At 40.0% G+C, this 24,060-nt stretch carries 18 protein-coding genes, 2 tRNA genes and 1 pseudogene; 10 read left to right on the forward strand and 11 right to left on the reverse strand.

Going from position 1 to position 24,060, the window contains the following annotated elements; all coding sequences use genetic code 11:
* The 8 genes and pseudogenes from EXE29_RS15585 to pyrC form a co-directional block, all read right to left on the reverse strand.
* Positions 1-287 (reverse strand): annotated as a pseudogene (locus EXE29_RS15585) (S-methylmethionine permease); the annotation flags it as partial.
* Positions 288-441: 154 nt separating this feature from the next.
* Positions 442-579, reverse strand: coding sequence for a hypothetical protein (locus tag EXE29_RS17555; protein ID WP_165382509.1), 138 nt, complete (start codon positions 577-579; stop codon positions 442-444).
* 96 nt (positions 580-675) lie between these two features.
* A complete protein-coding gene (locus EXE29_RS15590; RefSeq protein WP_120365007.1) occupies positions 676-1,518 on the reverse strand; it encodes a hypothetical protein in 843 nt (280 codons plus the stop codon).
* Between the two features lie 60 nt (positions 1,519-1,578).
* The gene (locus tag EXE29_RS15595; protein WP_165382510.1) at positions 1,579-4,029 is read right to left on the reverse strand and encodes a TonB-dependent receptor plug domain-containing protein; all 2,451 of its coding nucleotides are present in this window, start codon (positions 4,027-4,029) and stop codon (positions 1,579-1,581) included.
* Between the two features lie 272 nt (positions 4,030-4,301).
* A tRNA-Glu gene (locus tag EXE29_RS15600) sits at positions 4,302-4,377 on the reverse strand.
* A gap of 278 nt (positions 4,378-4,655) precedes the next feature.
* Positions 4,656-7,202, reverse strand: coding sequence for a TonB-dependent receptor (locus EXE29_RS15605; protein WP_120365005.1), 2,547 nt, complete (start codon positions 7,200-7,202; stop codon positions 4,656-4,658).
* Between the two features lie 217 nt (positions 7,203-7,419).
* Positions 7,420-8,079, reverse strand: a complete 660-nt coding sequence (gene rnt / locus EXE29_RS15610) for a ribonuclease T (protein WP_117007976.1) — start codon at positions 8,077-8,079, stop codon at positions 7,420-7,422.
* Positions 8,064-9,098, reverse strand: coding sequence for a dihydroorotase (gene pyrC / locus EXE29_RS15615; protein ID WP_106985852.1), 1,035 nt, complete (start codon positions 9,096-9,098; stop codon positions 8,064-8,066). Before pyrC ends, rnt begins: the two co-directional genes overlap by 16 nt.
* A gap of 152 nt (positions 9,099-9,250) precedes the next feature.
* On the opposite strand from pyrC, the gene EXE29_RS15620 reads away from it, so the two are divergent.
* Complete coding sequence (locus EXE29_RS15620) at positions 9,251-10,507, forward strand: GGDEF domain-containing protein (RefSeq protein ID WP_106985853.1); 1,257 nt, start codon at positions 9,251-9,253, stop codon at positions 10,505-10,507.
* 108 nt (positions 10,508-10,615) lie between these two features.
* Here EXE29_RS15620 and argG read toward each other — a convergent pair whose 3' ends face one another.
* Entirely contained in the window at positions 10,616-11,956 is a 1,341-nt protein-coding gene (gene argG, locus EXE29_RS15625; protein ID WP_120365004.1) for an argininosuccinate synthase, read from the reverse strand.
* A 555-nt stretch (positions 11,957-12,511) separates the two neighbouring features.
* Here argG and EXE29_RS15630 point away from each other — a divergent pair.
* The 4 genes from EXE29_RS15630 (at position 12,512) to EXE29_RS17845 (ending at position 15,767) form a co-directional block, all read left to right on the forward strand.
* Positions 12,512-12,865 (forward strand): hypothetical protein, encoded by a 354-nt coding sequence (locus EXE29_RS15630; RefSeq protein ID WP_120365003.1) that lies wholly within the window; start codon positions 12,512-12,514, stop codon positions 12,863-12,865.
* Between the two features lie 344 nt (positions 12,866-13,209).
* On the forward strand, positions 13,210-15,243 hold the full coding sequence (locus EXE29_RS15635) for an NADPH-dependent 2,4-dienoyl-CoA reductase (protein ID WP_120365002.1): 2,034 nt from the start codon (positions 13,210-13,212) through the stop codon (positions 15,241-15,243).
* An 88-nt stretch (positions 15,244-15,331) separates the two neighbouring features.
* A tRNA-Ser gene (locus EXE29_RS15640) sits at positions 15,332-15,422 on the forward strand.
* Positions 15,423-15,644: 222 nt separating this feature from the next.
* Positions 15,645-15,767, forward strand: coding sequence for a hypothetical protein (locus tag EXE29_RS17845; protein ID WP_256733489.1), 123 nt, complete (start codon positions 15,645-15,647; stop codon positions 15,765-15,767).
* A gap of 106 nt (positions 15,768-15,873) precedes the next feature.
* Here the strand turns inward: EXE29_RS17845 and EXE29_RS15645 are convergent, their stop codons facing one another.
* Both EXE29_RS15645 and EXE29_RS15650 read right to left on the reverse strand, forming a co-directional pair.
* Positions 15,874-16,572, reverse strand: coding sequence for a pirin family protein (locus tag EXE29_RS15645; RefSeq protein WP_117007980.1), 699 nt, complete (start codon positions 16,570-16,572; stop codon positions 15,874-15,876).
* A 276-nt stretch (positions 16,573-16,848) separates the two neighbouring features.
* The gene (locus EXE29_RS15650) at positions 16,849-18,075 is read right to left on the reverse strand and encodes a L,D-transpeptidase family protein (RefSeq protein ID WP_120365001.1); all 1,227 of its coding nucleotides are present in this window, start codon (positions 18,073-18,075) and stop codon (positions 16,849-16,851) included.
* A gap of 204 nt (positions 18,076-18,279) precedes the next feature.
* Between EXE29_RS15650 and hemE the strand changes: the two genes are divergently transcribed.
* The 5 genes from hemE to EXE29_RS15675 form a co-directional block, all read left to right on the forward strand.
* On the forward strand, positions 18,280-19,350 hold the full coding sequence (gene hemE / locus EXE29_RS15655; protein WP_106986280.1) for a uroporphyrinogen decarboxylase: 1,071 nt from the start codon (positions 18,280-18,282) through the stop codon (positions 19,348-19,350).
* Between the two features lie 33 nt (positions 19,351-19,383).
* Positions 19,384-20,193: a DUF817 domain-containing protein gene (locus EXE29_RS15660; RefSeq protein ID WP_227865948.1), complete on the forward strand. Its 810-nt coding sequence runs from the start codon at positions 19,384-19,386 to the stop codon at positions 20,191-20,193.
* 131 nt (positions 20,194-20,324) lie between these two features.
* Positions 20,325-20,795 carry a DUF3015 family protein gene (locus EXE29_RS15665; protein ID WP_106986282.1) on the forward strand — a complete coding sequence of 157 codons (471 nt, stop codon included), beginning with the start codon at positions 20,325-20,327 and terminating at the stop codon, positions 20,793-20,795.
* A gap of 181 nt (positions 20,796-20,976) precedes the next feature.
* Entirely contained in the window at positions 20,977-22,842 is a 1,866-nt protein-coding gene (locus tag EXE29_RS15670) for an Lnb N-terminal periplasmic domain-containing protein (RefSeq protein WP_228198829.1), read from the forward strand.
* A 285-nt stretch (positions 22,843-23,127) separates the two neighbouring features.
* Positions 23,128-24,060 (forward strand): protoglobin domain-containing protein (locus EXE29_RS15675; RefSeq protein ID WP_120364999.1); only part of this gene is annotated, 933 nt, incomplete at its 3' end.

A 24,060-nucleotide genomic window follows, 5' to 3' on the forward strand; every position in this document is an offset into this window, starting at 1 on the left:
ATATAGTTTGTTGCAAATGCACCAAATGAACCTGACACAGGAAGGTGTACGGCCAATTCACCTAAGCACAGCATTACCATGTAGGCAATCAGACCACCAATAATGTAGGCCAATACAGCGCCTAAAGGACCAGCTTGTGAAATCACTTCACCAGAACCCATAAACAAGCCAGTACCAATAGCGCCACCAAGTGAAAGCATAATGAGATGGCGAGTGGTCATCGCGCGTTTTAAGGAAGGTGAATCCCCACTTGCAGGAGTCTGCGAAGAATCAGAAGGAGTTGTCATACAATAACTTAGATTTGAAAAATATATTTTATATTTTCATTGTGTGAAAAATCACATATATCGTTATTTTCAAATGAAAGCCGTAAATAGATTTATAAAATAGATACATTTGCAGCCGTTGATTTGGCTGCAAGAAAGACAATCAGAATTAAATTTAGTGCTGATCTTGAGGATGAGAAACTTGCTGTTCGGACGAATTTGTTGCAGGTTGTTGGCTGTTGTTGGAAACAACAAACAAATACAAAGCCGCTGGAAATAAAATAAGCAGAACCAATAAAATTTTCTTAAGCATGTTGAGTACAATTAAATATCTTAGCGAAATTATAAATCAAAATGCGATGACTGTAAGTGTGAAAGTCGCTTTCATACTTACAGTGTTATGGCAGGCTTAATTTTGCTTCTTTTCTTGTAGAAACTGGTAGAGTTCAGGGTGTTTACTTGCAAAATTACGTTCTTCTATCAGGGTATATGTCTTTGCATTAGGGTGAATACCCGCTTGCATTAATTTTTTTACGAGGCTGATTGATGGATTACGGCCTTGAATATTACTGTTAATTAAATTGTCGCTATTGCCTGCATAACCAATGCCAATACTGAGCAGGTAGTCTGAAACTTCTTCAAGTCCCCATGCAATGGCATTGGACTGTAAATTAAATTTTTCTTCATAGGGGCCGAATTTATACATGCCTTCGCTTTGAAAAAAGTCTTCAGCTTGTAAAAACTTGAGCTTATGAATCATTTCAGTTTGATCAATTTTTCCTTCGGCATCTTTTAATTGGCAGTTAATTATTCTAAAAGAGAGTTGGCCACTTAAGGGCTTGCAGTTGGCTACAAATAAGCGCTTGGTTTGCTCGACAGTCGTACCCGTTAATGCCAATTCACAAAGTTTCTTTTTTTCATCATCAGGCATTTTACTTTTGGCAATAGTACCATTTTCAAAGTCACGGACAATGGTCTCCCAGCCGTAGGTGTAAGCTACTTTGTAGTAACGCGTCGCTTCTTCGCTCAGTTTTTTTGCTTTTCCAGAGGGGGCTGCTGACTGCTGCGCTGAATCATTTGAGTGATTATCAGTTTGATCTGAAGTATCTGCTGTTATGGATTCACGTTGCGTCGTGCCAACTTTAGAAATTTGGTCTGGGGTCGTGTGCGTATTTGAATCTGGTCGAAAGAAGTAAACAATCAGGCTGATACCGAATATGCAAATTCCGAGCAGTAAAATTATTTTTTTCATTTTTTCGTCTATTTAAAAATGAATCAAGCGCGTTTTGAGGCGCGCTTGATGGAAGGAATATTAGAATTTATACGTCACGTCAGCAATAAAACGGCGTCCTTCTTCAGAATAAAGCTTACCAGCATCGGTCACGTTCTTATTTTGTTTGTTTAAAACGTTCGAAACCGTTAAGCCGAAGGTCATGCTTTGCTGTGGTGTAATTTTCCAGTCATAGGTCGCGCGGGCATCCCAAGTAAATTTGCTGGCAAAATCTTCTTCTTCCATAACTGAGATATCTGAACCATCCCACGATACTTTATCACCCGTTGCGACGTAGTTTTTTGAAGCAGAACGGAAGTTTAAAAAGTTATGTAGGGTAAACGGTAGCGCTGTCCCTTTCATTTCCCAGTTTAAACGCGCTGTAAATGGTGCATCTTTCACTGGAAGCTGACTTTTTGGAATAATTGAGCCGTTTAAAGACACATGGGCATTACGCGAGTCAGTATCCATATCTTTATATGAACCGCGTGTGGTTTCATTTTCAATATAGCTTAAGCCGAGCGCAAGTTTATGCTGTGTCTGGCCAATGTCCCACGGGTTAATGTTGCTGACTGTAAATGTATAGGTATCAGCTTGACCGCCGTCAACATTGGCATAAGTGCGGTAGTCTAAGGCTTGCGTGCCCGCCGCTGTGGTTTTGTAAATACGGGTTTCTTCAATTCGGTCTTCAAATTGACGATTTACCCATTTTAAATTCAAATCTAAATTTTTGATTTGGCTGCTTACTGCAAACACTTTTTCATCGCTATACGGTGTTTTGACATCCGTTGCGCGAACTGCTGCAGCTTGTGAGCTTGGATAAGTGGTCACCCAGCCGTAATTATTGCTTTCATCCCAATTTGAGTCATAACTTGCAGAACGCGATAAATTCGCATAAGTCGTGTAGGTTTTTTCATCGAGCTCAGTCATGAGGAAGACATTGCCGTAGTAACGGTTAAAGCCCGCTGTAAATTTAAGCGTATCGTTTGAAAATGGTAGGTATTCGAAAGTCGAGCGTGGTGCAATGTTGAGATTTGATCCCAAAGAATCATAATTTGCACGTAAACCTAGGCGCGCACGGAAGTTCTGCCAGCTCATGTCGTCTTCAGCAAAAACATGCCACTGGTCTTGGCGGGCAGTAAATTTACCTGCATTGTAAAATGTACCTGAGCGTGAGTACTGACCTGTCCAAGATTCCCAAGGCTTGGTTGAGCTTGGGCGGTACTGTAAATCGGCTTCATCACATTGAGCATCGCCAACTGCACAAGATGCCGTACCTAAATTTGCACGTGTGGTGTATAAAGCCATCGCGTCAGGGCGTTCCCATGAGCCTTCATTATGCTGATAGCCTGCACCCGTTTTAAAACGATGCGTGGTATTGGCCAATTTAATCGGATCGAAAATGGCTTTTAAGTCATAAGACAGGGTTGATTGCTGGTTAATAATATTGCCACCAAAACCGCCTTCAGTCAGAGTGTCACCATCTTTTGATCCTGGTACCCAATCTTTTGAACCCGCTGCATAGTTCCACGAGGTCGAACTATTGCTTTTTAAGCGTCGGTCTAGCTCAGTCGTGCGATAGTTTAGGTTTTGTTCGAGCTGTAAAGCATTGAATTTATTCTTGGTATTAAAAAATAAAGTGTCGGTAATGGTATCAATTGTATAGTCGGAGTTGATCTTATTTTTATAATAGCCTTCTTTGTCGTATTCGTAGTGTTCAACACCAAATTGATAAGCTTGCTGATCATCAGGATTAAAATAAGCTGTGAATCCAGCATTGTTATTCACTTCTTGGGTTTTAATCTTGTCGTTTTCACCCAAACCACTCATGACAGGAATACGTGAACCACGTGTTGCACCAAAGGCGTTAAATCCCCAAGCTTCATTGAAGCGTCCGTAGACATTGGCGCTGATACCTTGTGTGGTGTATTCCTTATGATGTTCCGTATCTTGATCTTCAAAAGCTGCTTCTTCTGCATCATTGACATAATTAAAGCGGGACCAAGCAGAATTAGTGTAGTCATAGCTGATAGAGCCATGCAATTTGCCAATTTCAGATTTAGGCGCACAGGTTTTGGCAGAAATTACACCACCCTGAAAATCGCCATGCTCAGCGCTGGCATTACTATCAATGACCTCAAGTTCACAAATTAAGTCTGTATTGATGTTGGCGGTTTGAGCATTGCTCGGAGCGCCATAATAATTTGAATCTGCGCTTTCACCAACGGGGTCAAAGGTGTTTGATGTATTGACGCCGTTTACCGTAAATTTATTGGCAAAGTTTGGTGCACCATTAATTGAGATTTTTTCTGGTGCAAGAGAGGCTTGATTACCACTACTATAAGCTTCGCGGTCAAACTGAACATTGGTGTGAGTCTTTAAAAAGTCACTGATACTTTTTTTGCCATTCGGCATCTCTTTAAGCTGTTCTTGATTGTATTTTGCTGTACCGACTTCTTTATGTTGATCTGCTTCAACTACAATCGTATTCATTTGAATTTCGATTGGAGAGGGACTAGTTTCCGCCGAAAATACCTGTGCAGATGGAAGTGCAATAAACATAGCAACATAGAGGGAAGAGTGACAAAAGCGCATAGAGAGTGACGGTGTGAAACGTAATGCAAGCGATTATCATTAACTTAATGAAATTAATCAATAAGAATGAGAATTATTTTCAATTCAAGAAAGCGATTTTATTAAAATAAAAAACCAATCAATAGATTGATCGGTGTGAATTTAATTAGAGATTTTACAGAGAATAGATATGGCGTCCCTACGGGGATTCGAACCCCGGTTACCGCCGTGAAAGGGCGATGTCCTAGGCCTCTAGACGATAGGGACGTTGCGAGGTAGAGCGAATATTAGAGATGTTTCCGATGAAAGTCAAAATAATTTCTTTATTATTCAATGCAATTACTTTTTTCTTGAACATTTCTAAGTTGATGATTCAATAAATACTGTAGGCATCTTTCATTAATAATTTAAGTACCACTAAATGATCAATTTTTGATTTTTAAAAGAACGCTCGTATTACATGGTTTGGAATTGGCTAAAGGTAGATATTTACCTAAATATGAAAAGAGATGAAGAATATGGAGTGATTCTTCATCTTAAGGATTTTAGAATTTAAAGGTTACGTCTGCGACCACTTGGCGTCCAATTTCTGAATACAATTTAGAGCCTGCAACATATAAATTATTTCGGTTGGTCAAGTTGTTTATGGTCAGACCGAAAATAGCTGAGTGGTCTTTATTAATCTTGTGCTCATAGGTGGTACGCATATCCCAGCTAAAACGAGGTTTCACATCTTGAAGCACATACGTATCCAGTTTAACGCCTTCATGAATCACTTTGTCATTTGAGCTGAGCACTTGCTCAAAGCTGTCTTTATAACTGAAGAAGTTAGAAATCGTGAGCGGGAGATGGTCAAAATGCATATCCCATTTTATACGTGCAGTAATGGGCTGATTAAAGTTTGATGCTGGACGGTCGGAATAATGAATAATTTTTCCATTATAAGAAACCAATTCTTCCATGTCTGCTTCATTATAGTCTTCCGTATAATCCGGTGTACCGCGGAAAGTTTGGCTGTAATTTATGGCTAAGCCTAAGTTATGATGAGTTCCTTTAACTTGAAGTGGTTCAAGGGTATCTATGCCCAAAGTTACGGTATTGTTCTTTCCGTAGCCATTGTTACCAAATTCAAATGATCGATTGAATCCACCACCCACTGAAATGCTACTTCGGTTACGCGAGATTTCGTCTTTATACTGGCGATTCACCCATTTTAACGCGATATTGGTGTTTTTATATTGGCTAGCGACACCTAAAATAAATTCATCTGCATAAGGTGTTTTTAAGTCAGATTTGCGGGTAGCACTCACATTATAGTTTTGCTGTTCAGTCCACGCGGCATTTTGATCCTCACGTGAGATTTTAAAGTCTAAGCCCATTAATGCTTGACGTAAATCGGTGATGTAGGTGGGTGCACTATAGTAACGATTCCAACCAGTAGTCAGCTCTAGGGTTGGATTGTAAAAGGGTTGATAACTAAATCGAGTTCGTGGCGCAATATTTAAATTATTATTTGACTGGTCATAATCGGCGCGGACGCCAAAGCGCGCTTTAAGCTTATTCCAGTGAATATCATCTTCAGCAAATAAGTAGGCTTGCTGGTATGTACCTTGGAATGTACCTGCTTTATAAAGCGATCCACTACCAAAATATTGGCCATTATAAATTGTAGGTACTTTAGCATTGATAAATGTGCTTGTTGTTGCCTCATCACAAAATAAATCATCAGCTTGGCATTGGCCACCATCGAGATCATATAGATTTTTAGCCACGCCTGAGGTCACGCCGTAAAAGGTCATGTAGTCTTTGGTACGCTCCCATTTAACGTCATTGCGGTTGTAGCCTAAACCGGCACTGATGTGATGCGCAGTTGAAGCAAAATTGATGACATTAAAGATACTTTCTAATTCATAGTTGAAGCTATGTTGGGCTAAATCAATACTTGCATTCGATGAACCTTCCATAGCTTTTGAGCTCGGATCAGACCAATTTTTGGAGTCAGGCGCGTATAGCCAATTGATACCGTAGTTTTTGTCAGCCAGTCTCGAATTATCAATTTGCTGATAATTAATTTTTTGAGTGACCTTGGCCAGATCATATATTTTACTGTGCTGCGCGAAAATTAAAGCAGATTCGTTATGGGTATTATGGTGAGAATTGATGCGTTTTTCTGCGTAGCCATTACTTTCTGAATTACCCAAAGTCAGACCAAATTTCATTGAAGTGAAAGGGTCAGGATCATAGAAAAAAGTCCCGCCTAAATTTTGATTTATCTTCTTTTGATCAATCATTTTCGGGCTGTCTAAACCACTGAGCACATTAATATTTGATTGTCGGTGCGAGGCAAATAAATTAATGCCACTATGTTCTGAGAGCTTGCTGTAAATATTGGTACTTAAACCTTGGCGGGTATATTGTTTTTGGTTTTCTTGTGAAGACTCGCCATCAAACAGGCCTTTATCTGCATCTGTTTTTAGGTGATAGGAAACCCAGTCACTACTGGTATAGTCATAAGAAATACTGCCATGAATTTTGCCAATTTCAGAGGTTGGTGCACAGGTGTCTGCTGAAATGACGCCACCCGTAAATCCACCATGCTTGGCGCTGATATTGCTGTCGAGTAACTCCAAATTACACAGTAAGTCCGTATTGAGTGCAACGCCTTGAGAGCCTGCGTCAATACCGCCATAGATACTTGTCCCTGCACCTACGGGATCTAAAATATTGGTATTGCTCACCCCATTAATCATAAATTTATTTTGAAATGATTGTGCGCCATGAATTGAAATTTCGCTGGGTTTTAAATTGGCTTGTGTGCCTGCAGCCAAATGATTATTACTAAATTGAACATTTGGATTCACTTTTAAAAAATCTGTAATGCTTTTTGAGCTGTTGGCTGTGCGTTGTAGATCTTGCTGGTTATACGTGCTTCTTCCAATTTCGGGTGCTGCTTTGGCCTTGACCACGATGGTGGTGAATTTTAAATATTCATCATCTGAAGGAATTGGACTTTCTAGATTTGTTTCAGCCCAAAGATTTGAGCTGAGGATGCTACATACAGCAAGCGTTAAGGTAGAAGGAGCAAATCGCATAATAAAATTTAGTAATTAAAAACAAAAATGATTATCATTACATATTGGCATAATATCAATGCAATTGAGAATTATTTGCATCAATAAAAGTGTATTTAAGTCAAAAAATAAACAAATAAATCAGAGGAAGCAGAAAATAGCGTCCCTGCGCGGGAGGGGCTTAAAACATATTAGATAATTTTAAGTCGGGCAGGGACGTATAGCGTGGCGCGGAAGCTTATTGTTCCGATACCAATGTGTCGAGCAAATGTGGTCCGAGTTTATTTAAAATAAAGCAGAACAATTCAGCCGTTTTTTGCGTGTCATACAGTGCAGAATGTGCTTCTTTACCATCGAATTCGATACCCGCTTGAATGCATGATTTAGCCAAAACAGTTTGACCAAACATAACAGCGCTTAACGTAACGGTGTCGAACACAGAAAAGCTATGAAATGGATTTTGATTTTTAGTGCCTGTACGAGCAATGGCAGCTTGTACAAAACCTAAGTCAAAATGTGCATTGTGTCCTACCAATACAGCGTGGGTGCAGTTTTGCTTGCGGCGCACTTCATTGACAGCTTTAAATATACGCTTAAGCGCAGATTTTTCGTCTTCAGCCATGGCCATACGCATGGGATTGAAAGGATCAATACCAATAAAGTCCAATGATCTGCGGTCTAGGTTTGCACCTTCAAACGGATTGATATGCGCGTGGTGCGCTTCGCCCGGTACAAATTTGCCCTCTGCATCATACACAATAGGTATGGCTGCAATTTCCAGTAAGGCATCAGTCTGTGCATTAAAGCCTGCGGTTTCGACATCGACAACAACAGGCAAGAATCCACGGAAACGCTGACCAATTACTGGTAGAGTTTCATCAGTCACACTTTTCTCCATTGGATGGTTTTACCCGCATACAACGGAATAATTTTTTCACCATCCAAATAGTCAAAACTTTCAGGGATCACTTGATCTTCTTTTACCAATGTAATGGTATTGGTATTGCGTGGCAGGCCATAGAAGTCCGCGCCGAAGTGGCTTGCAAAACCTTCTAAACGGTCAATTTTGCCGACTTGATCAAATGCTTGAGCGTATAGCTCAATTGCGGTAGGTGCACTATAACATCCTGCACAGCCACATGCATTTTCTTTAGCATTTTTTGAGTGTGGCGCGCTGTCTGTACCCAAGAAGAATTTAGGATTACCACTTGTAGCCACTTCAAGGAGTGTTTGCTGGTGCGTTTGGCGTTTTAAAATAGGCAAGCAGTAGAAATGAGGCTTAATCCCACCCACAAGCATGTCATTACGGTTAAATAATAAATGTTGTGGTGTGATGGTCGCTGCTACATTACGGTCTTGTTCCAATACAAAATTGGCTGCTTCGCTAGTCGTGATGTGTTCTAGTACTAATTTTAGTTTCGGGAACTGTTTTAATAGCGGAGAAAGGACTTCATCTAAGAAGCGCTTTTCGCGGTCAAAAATATCAACGTGGTTATGGGTCACTTCACCGTGTAGGAGTAATGGAACTTGATGTTCTTCCATTTGCTCAATTACACCGTAGACTTTAGAAATGTCGCTTACGCCACTGTCAGAGTTTGTGGTAGCGCCAGCAGGGTAGAGCTTAATCGCGTTAACAAATTCTGAATCTTTAATTTTTTTGACTTCAGCAGGTGAAGTGTTGTTGGTGAAGTACAACACCATACGAGGGTCAAAGTGAACACCTTCAGGAACATGCGCCATGATACGTTCGCGGTATGCATTGGCTTCTTCTACAGTCTTAACGGGTGGAACAAGGTTTGGCATACAAATCGCGCGAGAAAACTGCTGCGCTAAATCTGGAACTGTTCGTTTTAATGCTAAACCATCACGTAAATGCGCGTGCCAATCATCTGGCTGCAGAAGAGTAATCGTATTCAAGGCAAATTCAAACTTGGAAATAAAACAGATGATAATGCAAAAAGTGTGAAAATGGTAACGGGAATTAAAGACAAATGGTGTGATTTTTATAAATAAAATGACAATTATGTGTTATTTTGACATGAATAAAAAAACAACATGTATGCTTGGAAATGGAATACAAGTATCACCTTGCAAAGCTGCAATACGACAAAGAAAAAGTTGAAGAGTTGATTGCTCAGCAAAGCAGCAGCATTGGACGCGTGTTTCCACAAAAAATGGAGCATGAGTTCTGGCAAAAAAACCTAGAGCGGGCCCGTAAGCATATTGAAAGAAACTTATGGTCTGGGGTTTTGGTTTATTTTTTATTTGTTGTGGTCATGGTGCCCACAGATTATTGGATTGTAGATCCGAATTATTTTAAGCATGATTTTTCTCAATGTTTGTTGGGTTTATTAAATGGTGCGATGAGTCTTCTCGGCCTTTATTTTTTTTCTACACAGAAGAAATTAAAGCCCTATTTTAAAATTGCATCGATGGTTGTGTTTTTTTGGACTATTGTCTCAATGTCTTGGCTCACGTTTACGGTACAAACGGAAGACTTGAAGCATCAGGCTTTAGTTATTATCTGCGTTATTTATATTTTGGCTTATATACTAACGGGTATACGTCCCTTGCACATGCTGGCGATTGGGGTACTGGCCGCCATTTGTTCTGTGGTGATTTTGGTATTATCCATTGAAATTAACATCTTATTATTGGCACGTGTGCTTATTGGTGCGAGCTTTTTAGGCTTTGTCATTAGTCACATGATCTTTGCACGTGAGCGAATGATTTATTTATATACTGCGCGCGCTAAAATTAGTGAACAAATTCATCGTATACATAACACAGAGCTTTTACATTTAAGTCAGCATGATGAGCTCACACAGATCTCTAATCGTCGTACTTTCGATGAAATGCTACATAACTTCTATACGCAATCTCGTGCGGATGAATCACCCCTTGCAGTATTGTTTATTGATGTTGATCATTTTAAAAATTATAACGACTTCTACGGCCACCAAAAAGGCGATGATGTTATTTCGGCAATTGCACTGAATATTAAAAACGCCATTCGTCACATGGACTTTGTTGCACGTTATGGTGGCGAAGAGTTTGTCGTGCTATTGCCTGAAACCGATGCACATGGTGCTTATGCAGTGGCATCTAATATTTATAAAGCAATTGATCGTTTAGAAATTCCACATGAAAAATCATTGGTCTCTAATCGAATTACCATTAGTTTAGGTATTACGGTATATCGCGGTGAAGAGATGAGCCAAGACGATCTTTTGAGTATTGCTGATCAGGCACTTTACCGTGCGAAGCAACTTGGGCGTAATCAAATTTACTATCAATCTATCCGTTCAGTCACGTTAACTTCTTAGATATAGTCGGGCTGTAAATGCCATTAAAGTGAATCACGCTAAATTGAATCATCTGTTTAAAATAAAAAACCGCGCTCAAAGCGCGGTTTTTTTAGACTGAACTAAAACTTAGTTTTTGTCTTTAAGTTGTGGAACAGCAGAAGCTGTACCTACTGCAAGTAAACCTGCACCAGTGTAGATACCTAATTTTGCACGAGTATCAGTGATGTCGAGGTTACGCATAGTCAATTGACCAATACGGTCTGCAGGAGAGAACATTGAATCGCCTTTTTCCATAGTCAAGCGTTCAGCTTCGTAGGTAAGGTTTTCAGATTCAGTGTTCATAATCGTGTAGTCATTACCACGACGAAGTTCTAAAGTCACAGTACCTGTGATTGCTTTAGCAACCCAACGCTGTGCAGTTTCACGAAGCATAAGCGCTTGAGAATCGAACCAACGACCTTGGTAAAGAAGACGACCTAAACGTAAACCGTTGATACGGTATTGTTCGATTGTATCTTCGTTATGAATACCTGTCACAAGACGCTCGTAAGCGATGTGAAGAAGCGCCATACCTGGAGCTTCGTAGATACCACGAGATTTCGCTTCGATAATACGGTTTTCGATTTGATCCGACATACCTAGACCATGACGGCCACCGATACGGTTTGCTTCAAGAATAAATTCTACTGGATCTTCGATACGTTTGCCGTTGATTGCAACAGGGAAGCCTTCTTCAAAAGTAATTGATACTTCTTCAGGAGCGATTGCAACGTCTTCTTTCCAGAATGCAACGCCCATGATTGGATCAACAATTTTGATACCCGCGTTAAGGTATTCAAGATCTTTCGCTTCGTGCGTAGCACCTAGCATGTTTGAGTCAGTTGAATACGCTTTTTCTTTTGACATTTTATAGTCAAAACCATTGTCGATCAGGAACTGTGACATTTCTGCACGGCCGCCTAATTCGTCAATAAAAGTTTGGTCTAACCAAGGCTTATAAATTTTAAGTGCAGGGTTAGTCAACAAACCATAACGGTAGAAACGCTCAATGTCGTTGCCTTTGTAAGTAGAGCCGTCACCCCAAATGTTAACGTCGTCTTCTTTCATTGCTGTAACAAGCATCGTACCTGTTACTGCACGGCCTAGTGGCGTAGTGTTGAAATATGGAACACCGCCAGTCGAGATGTGGAACGCGCCACATTGAATCGCTGCAATACCTTCTAATGCAAGCTGCAAACGGCAGTCGATTAGACGAGCTTTTACTGCGCCGTAAGCTTCAGCTTTACGCGGAATCGCATCATAGTCATCTTCATCAGGCTGACCTAGGTTTGCTGTGTAAGCATACGGTTCAGCGCCTTTTTGTTTCATCCACAATAAAGCAGCTGAAGTATCTAGACCACCAGAAAAGGCAATACCAACTTTTTTGCCTACTGGGACATTCTGCAAGATAGTTGCATTATCAGACATTGTTAATCCTAACGATATTAATATAGGCACCTAGAGTGGGTGGCCCGAGAGAATATAGATTTCTTTAATTGTAGCACTTTTAGCGCTAAATTTTTTCAAAAAAAATTGCACTGAAAAAAATTAATAGATTAAAAAGCTAAATTTAATCGGTTCTGATTATGGCTGTGCTTTGGATTGTTATTGCTTTAGTGAGATTAAGTGACCTAAAAGATAGGGCTGAGAACGTCAAAAAATGACGTATTTTCATTGAGGTGTTGCTATTTTTCCAATGTATTGCCTCATGAAGATCATGTTAAATGAACAGGTGCCATATTTAGCTATATAATGGGACAAGTTTTGGCTGTGGCTCATGTTTTATGACAGGTAAGAGAGATATTTTTGTTGACAGTTGATTTATCTAAATTGGCTTAAAATAGCGATCGGAGTGTTGAAAGATGGATTGCTTTTATTAATATTTAATAAAGATTTATAGAATGTTATGCTCGGCATAGTTCACTTATTTATATGTATGTATCCAATAGGGCCATTGTATAAAACAGCCGTCGGAGAGAATTGATGCTCAACAATAAATTGCCACCACTTTATCCGCATTTAAAAAGTAAAAACGAGACATTAAGTTTAATTCATGGCATTTATGCAGGCATATTAAGCTGTGCATTGGCAGTTGTATTGTATTTGGAGTATCAGCAACATACGATGAACGTGGTGGAGCTAAGTGTATTGTGTGCTGGTATTGGGCTGTTAATTGCACTCAATATTGTGGCTTGTCTCAAAGTGAAGAAAGGTGCCAATCAGGGACTGATTTTGTCGCGGATTTTAGCTGTATTGATGCTTTTGAGCTTTCCGATCGGCACGCTACTGGGTGCTTTTGCATTATGGAAAAGTTTAAAGTCTCAGTGGGAAGTTTAAACTTCAGGTGTGGGGGGCGGCTGAAATTATTTTTAAATGAAGCTTGCTTAGAGTAGAAAGGTCGTTTGAAATAAAGTCGTGATAGCTGGTGCTTTGCCTGCATAGCTGTTTAAGCACACTTTTTTGATAAGCAATTGAAAATAAATATGACAAAACATGTATTTTTGTTTTAAAAAATATCTTAATTATTCAATTGTCTATAAGATTTATTGTAGGAAGTGATCTGAATAATTGACGTTATTGACAGTTTCTACAGATAAAAAAATAAAATTGCCATAAACAAAAAATAAAAACGATTTAAAGTAGTATGCAACAAGTTGCAAAGCCCATTATAAGGATTCGCCATGACAACTAGCTATGCAAATATATTAAAGCCCCTGCATTTAGGATTTACTACCATTAAAAACCGTGTGGTCATGGGTTCTATGCATACCGGGCTAGAAGACCGTTTTTATAATTATCCTAAATTGGCTGCCTATTTTGGTGAGCGTGCCAAAGGGGGAGTTGGTCTGATTATTACGGGCGGTATTTCGCCTAACCGCTCGGGATGGCTATTACCTGCCGGCGGTACAATGAATACCTTGGGTGATATTGCACCGCATCGTTTAGTCACACATGCTGTACACAAGCATGGCGCAAAAATATTGATGCAAATCTTGCACGCAGGACGTTATGGTTATCAGCCGTTTGTTGTATCTGCGAGTCCAATCAAATCGCCTATTTCGCCATTTAAACCACGTCAAATGAGCGAAAAGCAAATTTTAGATACCATTCAGGATTATGCACATACCGCAGGCCTTGCACAAAAAGCAGGATATGATGGTGTGGAAATTATGGGTTCGGAAGGTTATTTACTGAACCAGTTTTTAAGTCGCCATGTGAATCAGCGTCAGGACCAATGGGGTGGTGACATTGAAAACCGTATGCGCTTTGCAGTGCAGATTGTGAAAGCCATTCGTGCACAAGCGGGTGAAAAATTTATAATTTGTTTCCGTTTATCACTATTGGATTTAGTGCATGATGGCAACACTATGCAAGAAGTTATTACTGTTGCGAAGGCATTAGAAGCAGCAGGTATTACCTTATTAAATACAGGCATAGGTTGGCATGAAGCACGTATTCCAACCATTGTGACGTCAGTACCACGCGCGGCATTTGTGGACTATACCGCAGAAGTGAAAAAGCATGTATCTGTGCCAGTGATTGCATCTAACCGTATTAACATGCCTGAAACAGCAGAAGAAATATTGGCCGCAGGAAAAGCCGATATGGTGCAAATGGCACGTCCTTTATTGGCCGATCCATTTTGGGTAAATAAAACGGCGACCAACCGTGTTGATGAAATTAATACTTGTATTGCCTGTAACCAAGCGTGTTTAGATCATACTTTTAAAAATCAACGCGCAACGTGTTTGGTCAACCCTCGCGCAGCTTATGAAACTGAATTGGTATATGTAAAAGCCAAAAAAGCTAAACGGATTGCCGTAGTAGGTGGTGGTGTGGCAGGTATGTCTGCAGCGACTGTGGCAGCCAGCCGAGGCCATCATGTGACTTTATTTGAAGCGACTAATGAAGTTGGCGGTCAGTTTAACTTGGCTAAAGTTGTGCCAGGCAAAGAAGAATTTCACGAGACTATTCGTTATTTCAAAGTGCAGCTTGAAAAAACGGGTGTCGATTTGCGTTTAAATACCAAAGTAAACCGTGAGCAATTAGAGCGTGAAGGTTTTGAAGAAGTGATTGTGGCAACAGGTGTTGTACCACGTGCTTTAAAAATTGAAGGCAGTGATGCACCTCAAGTCTTATCTTATGCTGAAGTTTTGCGTGGTGCGCCTGTGGGTGAGCGCGTTGCCGTGATTGGTGCGGGTGGTATTGGTTTTGATGTGTCAGAGTTTTTACTCAAGCCACCACATCAAAAACAGCCACAGCCTTTAAATGAATGGCAACGTGAATGGGGCGTAGATCCAAATGTAAATTATGTGTCTGAAGGTGGTATGCAACCTGCAGAAATTCATCCACCAGTACGTGAAATTTATTTGTTACAACGTAAAACTACAGCTTTGGGTGCGGGTTTGGGCAAAACCTCTGGCTGGGTTCACCGTGCACAATTAAAGAAACATGCGGTGCGTATGCTACGCGGTGTGCAGTATAAAGCTGTGACCACTGAGGGATTATGGATTGAAACAGCTGGGCATGATCAGTTGTTGCGTGTAGATACCGTTGTGGTGTGTGCAGGGCAAGAGTCTGTGAAAGATGTGATGCCTCAATCTACAGAACATACACTTGCAAATTACCATATTATTGGTGGCGCAAAATTGGCAGCAGAATTAGATGCGAAGCGTGCAATTCGAGAAGGTGCTGAATTGGCAGCCAGCTTATAATGGTTTTGGTGAAACAATATTCATTTGAATGGTTTAACTGAATTTTTTGCTTGTCATCCTAGGGAAAGCACCGTATGATGGCGCACATGGAAGCGTGGCAGAGCGGTTTAATGCACCGGTCTTGAAAACCGACGAGGGCTTATACCCCTCCGTGAGTTCGAATCTCACCGCTTCCGCCAAATTCAAAAACCCCAATCGAAAGATTGGGTTTTTTTTTATGGATTGATTTTTTTAGATGAACTTTAATTTAAAAAACAGATTGTAAATATTAAAATAAACAGTTTTAACGATTTAAATTCATTCTTTATAGTGTGCGCATTAAACAAGCAAATCCAATACAAGCATTTACCAGTGGGCTTGGGTGGATCTTTTGTAGAATGCTGGCAATGAGGATGTACGAAATGTTAAAACTAATGACGGCTGTAATCGTAGCGACTGTACTGAGCGCTTGTGCTTTCGATCCTGTGGCTTATGAGCAATTGCGCCAAACAGAAAATTTGCAACACAACCGTACAATGGGCTAAGCACAGTTATCATCGGTTGTTTGTGTAAAGTAAAAGCAATTAAAAAAAGCCCTGAAGAATCAGGGCTTTTTAAGTGTTTATTTTTTAAAGTGAAGCCTATATATAGTTAAGCCACTTTTTCTGGTAAATCAAACCAAATCACTTGTGTGTCTTCCAGGGCTTCAATTTCACTATGCTCTAGAAAGGCAATTGCACCGCCAGTTTCAATGGTATGTTCTGCAATTTTGATTTTGCCTTCTACCACATGCACATAGTTTAAATGCTGGGTTTGCTCAACAGGTAGTTTTTGACCTTTGCTGAGTACCGCAGTTTTCACTTCAGCATTTTGGCGGATATGCATCGGTGCATTGTCATTTGGACCACAGATCAAATGCCATTGATTTGGCGCTTCATGTGGGTCAAGGCGAATCTGTTGATAATTCGGTTTTGCATCACGCTCATTTGGAATAATCCAAATTTGCAGTAAATGTACCTGTTCATCACCTTGATTCATTTCGCTATGACGGATACCTGTACCAGCACTCATCAATTGCCATTCACCGGCAGCAATGCCGCCGTGGTTGCCCATACTGTCTTTATGGGTAATGGTGCCTTTTAACACACAGGTTAAAATTTCCATATTGTCATGTGGGTGCTGGCCAAAGCCTTGATGACCATCAATGAGGTCATCATTGATTACACGAAGTGCACTCACGCCCATATAGTCAGGGTTATACCAATTACCAAAAGAGAAGCTGTGTTTAGATTCAAGCCAGCCCATTTTCACATGGCCACGGTTTTCACTTGGATGTAAGAACGCATTCATGACGGTCTTCCTGTATTATTTTTAACTTGAAGTTATTTTAGTGTTTTATATCTGTTTTAAATACAGCGAAAAAGCAATGTTATGTTGCAAAAATGAGATGATAAAATTAGCTTTAATCAGTATAGTTTGATTAAAAGGTGCTGAGTTACAGCATTGGCAATGGATATTCTGTGCATATTATTTGGGTTATAGTGGTCAAATATTAGTAATCTAAAATAGAAAAAGGCGTTTCTCTTTGCAGAAAAACGCCTTGTTTAAGCAGAAGCAGGCCTTCGATTATTCTAAGAATTTAACCGTTACGCCTGATTTTACTTTCTTACCAAGATCGTTAGCATCCCAGTTGGTTAAACGGATACAGCCGTGTGAAGCAGTTTTAGAAATTGCAGACGGATTAGGTGTACCGTGAATACCGAATGATTTTTTGCTTAAACCAATCCAGATATTGCCGACAGGACCATTTGGACCAGGTGGTAATGACAGTGGCTTTTTGTTGTTGCCCTGAACAAAGTTAGATGGCGAGTAGCTGTACCAAGGGTTTGGTGCAACACCTGTCACTTTGTATGTGCCTGTTGGTGATGGTGTGTCCGAGCTACCAATGGTTGCAGGGAATGAACCGATCATTTGGTTACGACTGTTAAATAAATACAGTTGTTTTGCACCTTTATGGGCAACAATTAAATGAATGTCTTCTGGTACTTCGTTACGAATGTTCGCAACAATGATCTTTTCACCAGCTTTTGCAAAAGTTGCTTTAGGATTTAATTTCTTTAAGAAATCTTCGTCCATGTGGAACTTTTCACCTAACATTTCAGTCACACGTGTGTAGTACAAGCCTGGCATTTTGGCTTGAAGTGCGTAGTCATGTGGAATTGACTTTGCATACGGGCCTTTAATATCTGCATCGGTAATGGTGTATTCAATAAATGCAGCTTTGCCAGCTTGGTTAGCAACAAGCTTATCCCAAGTTTCTTTGGTCAGTGTACCTGTAGGTTTAATGCCATTCATCTGTTGGAAAGAGGCAATCGCTTTTAAGGTGTTTTTACCGCTAGAGCCATCAATTGCACCAGGTGACGCATGCGCATTGTTTAGCATCACGTGTGCACGTGCATAAACAGGGAATTGGCCTTTACCAATATTTTCAAACCACTGCGCATTATTCATGCCATCTAAAGTCCAAGAGGCTTTAGCCGCAGGTGAGGTTGTCGCTGGCGTTGTTGTGGTTGTAGCATTACCAATATCAGCTGTCTGATCTTCAGTATTTTGTAATGTATTGAGCGTATCAGAAGCGCTATTTAAATCTTTTTGTTCTTGAGCAGTAATTTTTGCAGAAGTATTCGCGACAGGCGAAGAAGCAGCGTCAGAAGCTAGAGGATCAATTGGGTCTTGAACAGCAACATCTGTGAGAACTTTTGGATTTAATGGTTGTTCAGCAGTAGATGCGGCTAAAGCTGTACCAGCAAATATGCAACTTAAACTCAAAGTGAGTATTGTGCGAACGAACATATAATTCAACCTTAAGAATTATTCATTTACTATGTGAAAAACGGCTACAAGTATTGCAGAAAAAAATGGGCGGTGCAGTAATTGTTTTGTGTAATTATCATTTTTAGCATTGAACTTGATCGGTTTTTAAAACGCTGAGAAGTTATTAAATTATGAGCCTTTTTGTTATTATGGGCGAAATGTCGAGAAATGATAGGAAAGTACATGACGACCTTAAAAAATGATCGTTTTTTGCGTGCTTTATTGCGTGAACCAGTTGATACAACACCTGTTTGGATGATGCGTCAAGCTGGACGTTATTTACCAGAATACCGTGCCACGCGTGCGACAGCGGGTGACTTCCTATCGCTATGTAAAAACCAAGATTTTGCTTGTGAAGTCACTTTACAGCCTTTACGTCGCTATGAGCTTGATGCTGCGATTTTATTTTCAGATATTTTGACCGTGCCTGATGCCTTAGGCTTAGGTCTGTACTTTGAAACAGGTGAAGGTCCAAAATTTCATAAAACAGTACGTACCGAGCAAGATGTTGCGAATTTACCTAAGTTAAATGTCAAATCTGACTTAGATTATGTCATGAATGCAGTGTCAACCATTCGTTCAGCTTTGGGTGGTCAAGTTCCACTGATTGGTTTTTCGGGTAGCCCTTGGACGCTAGCAACTTATATGGTTGAAGGTGGTTCAAGTAAGGATTTTCGTTTTACCAAGCAAATGATGTATGCACAACCTGAAGTTTTGCATGCGTTGTTGTCGCACTTAGCCGATGCTGTAACCGATTATTTAAATGCACAAATTGATGCAGGCGCACAAGCGGTGCAGATTTTTGATAGCTGGGGTGGTGCTTTGGCACATCGCGAATACATTGAATTTTCGTTGAATTATATGCAACGCATTGTGAATGGTTTACAGCGTGAAAAAGATGGTCGTAAAGTCCCAGTCATTTTATTTACCAAAGGTGGTGGTCAGTGGTTAGAGCCAATGATCGCAACGGGTGCAGATGCTTTTGGCCTAGATTGGACAACCAACTTGCACACTGCACGTCAAACAGTAGCAGGCCGTGCAGCATTGCAAGGTAATCTAGACCCAGCAACTTTATATGGCACGCCAGCTTCAATTGCCAAAGCCACCAAAGCGATGTTGGATGATGCTTATGCCAATGGTGAAAAAACGGGCTATGTTGCAAACTTAGGTCATGGAATTACACAATGGGTCGATCCTGAAAACCCACGTGCATTCATTGATACTGTGCATGAATACAGCGCTAAGTATTTGTAAAACATACTTGGAAATACTTAGGATTCAACAGTGATTGCCATTTTAAAATCATGTTTTGAGTTCTCATATAAGGCAGCTTCGGCTGCCTTATTTGGGATACTGCTGTTAATTGCCTTTGTGGTGACGGCTTCGATGGGAAGCACAGAACATTGGGGCTTTTTCCGTTACGACTATTTATTATTTTATGCCCTAATTATTCAGATCTGTTTGCTGTATTTAAAATTAGAATCTTGGGCTGAAGCTAAAGTCATTGCGCTATTTCATGTGGTTGCAATGGTCATGGAAATATTTTTAACTCATCCGCAAATTGCATCGTGGCAATACCCACAGCCTGCGGTATTTAAAATACTCACTGTACCTTTATTCGCAGGGTTTATGTACTCAGCAGTGGGGAGCTTTTTTGCCCGTTCCTTGCGTTTATATCAGGTTTCATTTGAGAAACTTCCTAGCATTGCCAATATGCTCAGCCTTGCTGTGCTGTCTTATATTAACTTTATGAGCAAGTTTTTTATTCCGGACTACCGTGCGGTTTTGTTTGCATGGAGTGTGTTTATTTTCTGGAAAACTAAAATCACATTTAGATTGAATTCTCATCAATTCCAATTGCCAATGTTACCTGTATTGGTTGTTTTGGCCTTTATAATTTGGATTGCAGAAAATATTAGTACCTTTTATCAAATCTGGTTGTATCCGAGTCAAGTGGATGCATGGCACATGGTGGGATGGGCGAAGCTAGGTTCTTGGTATTTATTACTTTTATTGAGTTTGGTTCTGGTGTTAAACATACTGGGTGAACGTAGCCAATTAGGCCAATGGCGCTTAAAAGCTGAGCCAAATCAGTAGTTGGTCGAATATTACAATTTGACTTCAAAATAGCTTTGCTTTTGGGTAAAGCTTTCGTCTAATCTACAGTTGCGTAAAGTAATACGCTAATTAAAAAATGACACTCATAAAGTGATTTCTGGAGAAACATCATGTTAAAAAAAATAGCTTTAGCTGCCGTTTTAGCAGTAGGTTCAACAGCTGCATTTGCTGATCGTGATGCGGGTTGTGGTATCGGTTCACAAGTATGGGCTGGTCAGTCTGGTAAGCTTCCAAAATTACTAGCTGCAACAACGAATGGCATTTTCTTTAACCAACTTTTTGGTATTACATTTGGTACGATTGGTTGTAATGGTTCAGGTACAGTAACTGCACAAGCAGTGACATTTACCAATGAAAATTCTGAAGCTTTGGCGCGTGATATGGCAGTAGGTCAAGGTGAGAGCCTGAATGTATTGGCTGAATTACTTCATATTAAAGCAGAAGATAAAGCACGTTTCTTTGCGGTATCTAAAGCTAATTTTGCAGAAATTTACGCATCTGAAAATTCAAATTCACTACAAGTATTGTCTTCTTTACAGTCAGTAATGGCGAAAGATGAAGTGCTCAAAGCATACGTATAATAATGCAGCACAAAGCCCTGTCTATATGACGGGGTTTTTTATGTCTTTTTGATTCATATTATTGCTTAGATTATAAATTATGAAATTACTGTGTTGGTTGGTGGTGTTGTGTATGCCAAGTGTAGGACTTGCTGCGACAGAGCGTGCTCAAGCAAATTCGATAGATGCTACCAATACGCCCATGCCGATTCAGAACTCATCTAGTCAATATGTAATTCATGCGGAGAAAATTCAGCACTATATACAGCAAGCACATACGCTTCAATTGGCGCAGCGGCCAACATGGCAAGCTTTAATGTATCGTAATGCGAAAGGGCAAAGTGATGTTCAGTATGCAAAGTATTTTGTCAGTGCGAAGGGTGCACAAGATTTACAAGCCGAACTCGATGCCAATATAGAGGCATTATTTAAAGCCAGTGAAGATAATGCATCAGTACGTTGCCAATTTCCTGCACGTAGCCAATGGCTTATTCAGGTACTAGAGATTCCAGCAGCTGAGTTGCCTGTAGTTCATTGCCCTGATTTAGATGATTGGTACAGTAAAATTAAGCCTTATAAAGCCACAGTGATTTATGCAACTGACTTTATGGGCAATCCTAGCTCGATGTTTGGTCATACCTTATTAAGGATAGATCCTGCCAATCAAAAACAGCTGAACTTAGTATCTTATGCAATCAATTATGCGGCAACGGTACAAAGCGCAGAGAGCTGGTCTTATGCATGGAAGGGTTTAACAGGACAATATCCTGGTGAATATTCACTGATGCCATATTATCGCAAAGTGAAGGAATATGGCGATTTTGAAAGTCGTGATTTGTGGGAATATGAGCTGAATTTAACAGAGCAGGAAACGCAGTTTCTGGTGCTTCATATTTGGGAAATGCAGCATGTCAGTTTTCCTTATTATTTTGTGAGTGATAACTGTGCATATCGTATTTTAGGCCTGCTTGATTTGGTCCGCCCTGAGTTGCATTTAGCAGAAAATTTTAAACACACTGCAATCCCTATTGAAACCATAAAAATTTTAGAGCAAAAGGGTTTGGTCAGCCAAAAAATATATCGACCAGCTTTAGAAACACAATTACTGGCACAGGCCAAACAGCATGGGGCACAGCTGGCTGGTCAGGCACATCAAGTGGCGTGGTCTGAGCCTACACAAATGTCATCTGCACTTGCGCCGTATACACAGAATGATCAAGCAAAAATTCTAGAAATGGGCTATGACGATTTATATTTGGCTCTTACGTCATCTAAAGTGCCTGCAACATTTGCACAACCACGCTTACGTCAACTGTTAATTTTACGTAGTCAAATTCAGCTAGATAAACAGCGCGAAGAGGTCTCTACGCCTGAGCATGATCCATCACAAGGGCATTATGCTAAAAATGTAATGTTGGCGACGGGCGAATCGCAAGGCAAGGGATTTGTCGAAATATCACATCGGCAGGCCTATCATGATTTAATTGATCCGCCTTGGGGGTATCGCTTAGGAACACAGCTTAAGTTTTTAGAAGGTGCACTGCGTTATCAAGATGATCAGTTAAAACTGAAGCAGTTAGAGCTTCTCTCAGTCAATTCCTATAACCCAATTTCACCCTTTAAAAACCCACTGTCTTGGGGGTTTAACTTAGGTTGGCAGCAGGAAGCTTTAGATGAACGAGGTCAGTTTAGTAAAAACACACAACATGGCGTCGCACGTTTAACGACACAAGCAGGTTATAGCTGGGCCAATGCAGTACATAACTGGTTATGTTATGGACAATTGCAAAGTAATGTTCAAGCCTCATCTGCTTTGGATGATGGCTGGCGCATAGGTGTAGGACCAACAGTGGGCTGTCAGACGGTATGGAATTCAAATATCAATAGCCTGACTCAGTTGGAAATGCCCTATTGGTCGGACAGTCATCAATGGAATCTTCGACTGAACCAGCAAATTCAATATCTGATTCGGCCACAACATAGCTTAAATTTGAGTTATGAATATCAGTTGCAAAATCGGTCAGATTGGAATGAAGTCAAATTAGGCTATCGTTATTTCTTTCAATAGTGACATTTGCTTAACGGGGTCAATCGTCGTGTGAAAAAATAATATGATGCAATCCAGCGCCGAGGTAATGAGTGATGAATATGTGGGGCACTTTTCAACTGGTGGCGCTGTGAAGGATGGCTACTTTGCTTAAGTTTTCATAAAAGGTTTTGAATAATTATTAAGTTTATATTAATCATAGTTATAATTTTGAAAATGAAAGAAAAATCAATGTATTTATAACCTATTTTTTGTGTAGTAACAGCTGTATTATGCCAACTTCTGTAAACCTTAGCATAATATATCATGCCCCAAAATGTTTCTATTCAACTTTCTGAGACTTGGAAAAGTATTTGTGATCAATACTCTGCGCTAGATCACCATTTAACAGTGGAGTTAACTACAAAAAATCTTGATGCATTTGTTGCTGCATTTTATAAGCAAATACTACTTGAGCCTGAATCTGCCGAATATTTTTCAGATAATATTATTCAGAAACGCTTAATAGATACATTAAAAGCATGGTTATTAGAAACTTTTAATGTGGCATTAAATGGTCAATATGAAAGTGCTGTATTAAGACAACAAAAGGTGGGTAATGTACATGCACGTGTAGGCATTCCATCATGGCTTATTATGCGTGGTGTACGTGAAATAGAACGTACAATGTTTGAATATATTGCTTCAGACAACAGTACCAACTACATGAATGTGGTGAGTTATGTGGTGCAACTGCTCGGGTTTTCGACCGAGATTATGTGCCGTACTTATGAGGATAAAACGGCTAAAAACCACGAAGTTAAGCACAGTTATCGACTCTTTTCTGCTATGCAGGATGTGGCAGTACACAAAGACCGTCAGCGTGGTTCATTACTCGACTGGGAAAATGATTTGATGTTTAAGATTTTCTCGGGCCAAGGTAAGTTTTATCAACAGCTATTTTCAAAATCTGAATTTGGTTTATGGTTTATACATAAGGCTTCTTATGCTTTTACGGGTTCAGAACAAGTTGGATTAATCACAAAACGAATATATGAAATAGATGCATTGACAGAAGAATGTATGCTGTTAGAAGGTCGTGAACAATTAATGCTGATGGTGCAGAAAATCCGAAGTATTAACCGTGAAATTCAGCATTTGGTTGATCAGCTATTTCAAGTGACCGAATACATCGAATCTGGTAATGATGCCTTAACCCAGTTATTAAATCGCCGTTATTTAAATACCATTGTAGGGCGT

This window comes from Acinetobacter sp. WCHAc060006, assembly GCF_004209135.1.
GTDB lineage: Bacteria > Pseudomonadota > Gammaproteobacteria > Pseudomonadales > Moraxellaceae > Acinetobacter > Acinetobacter cumulans.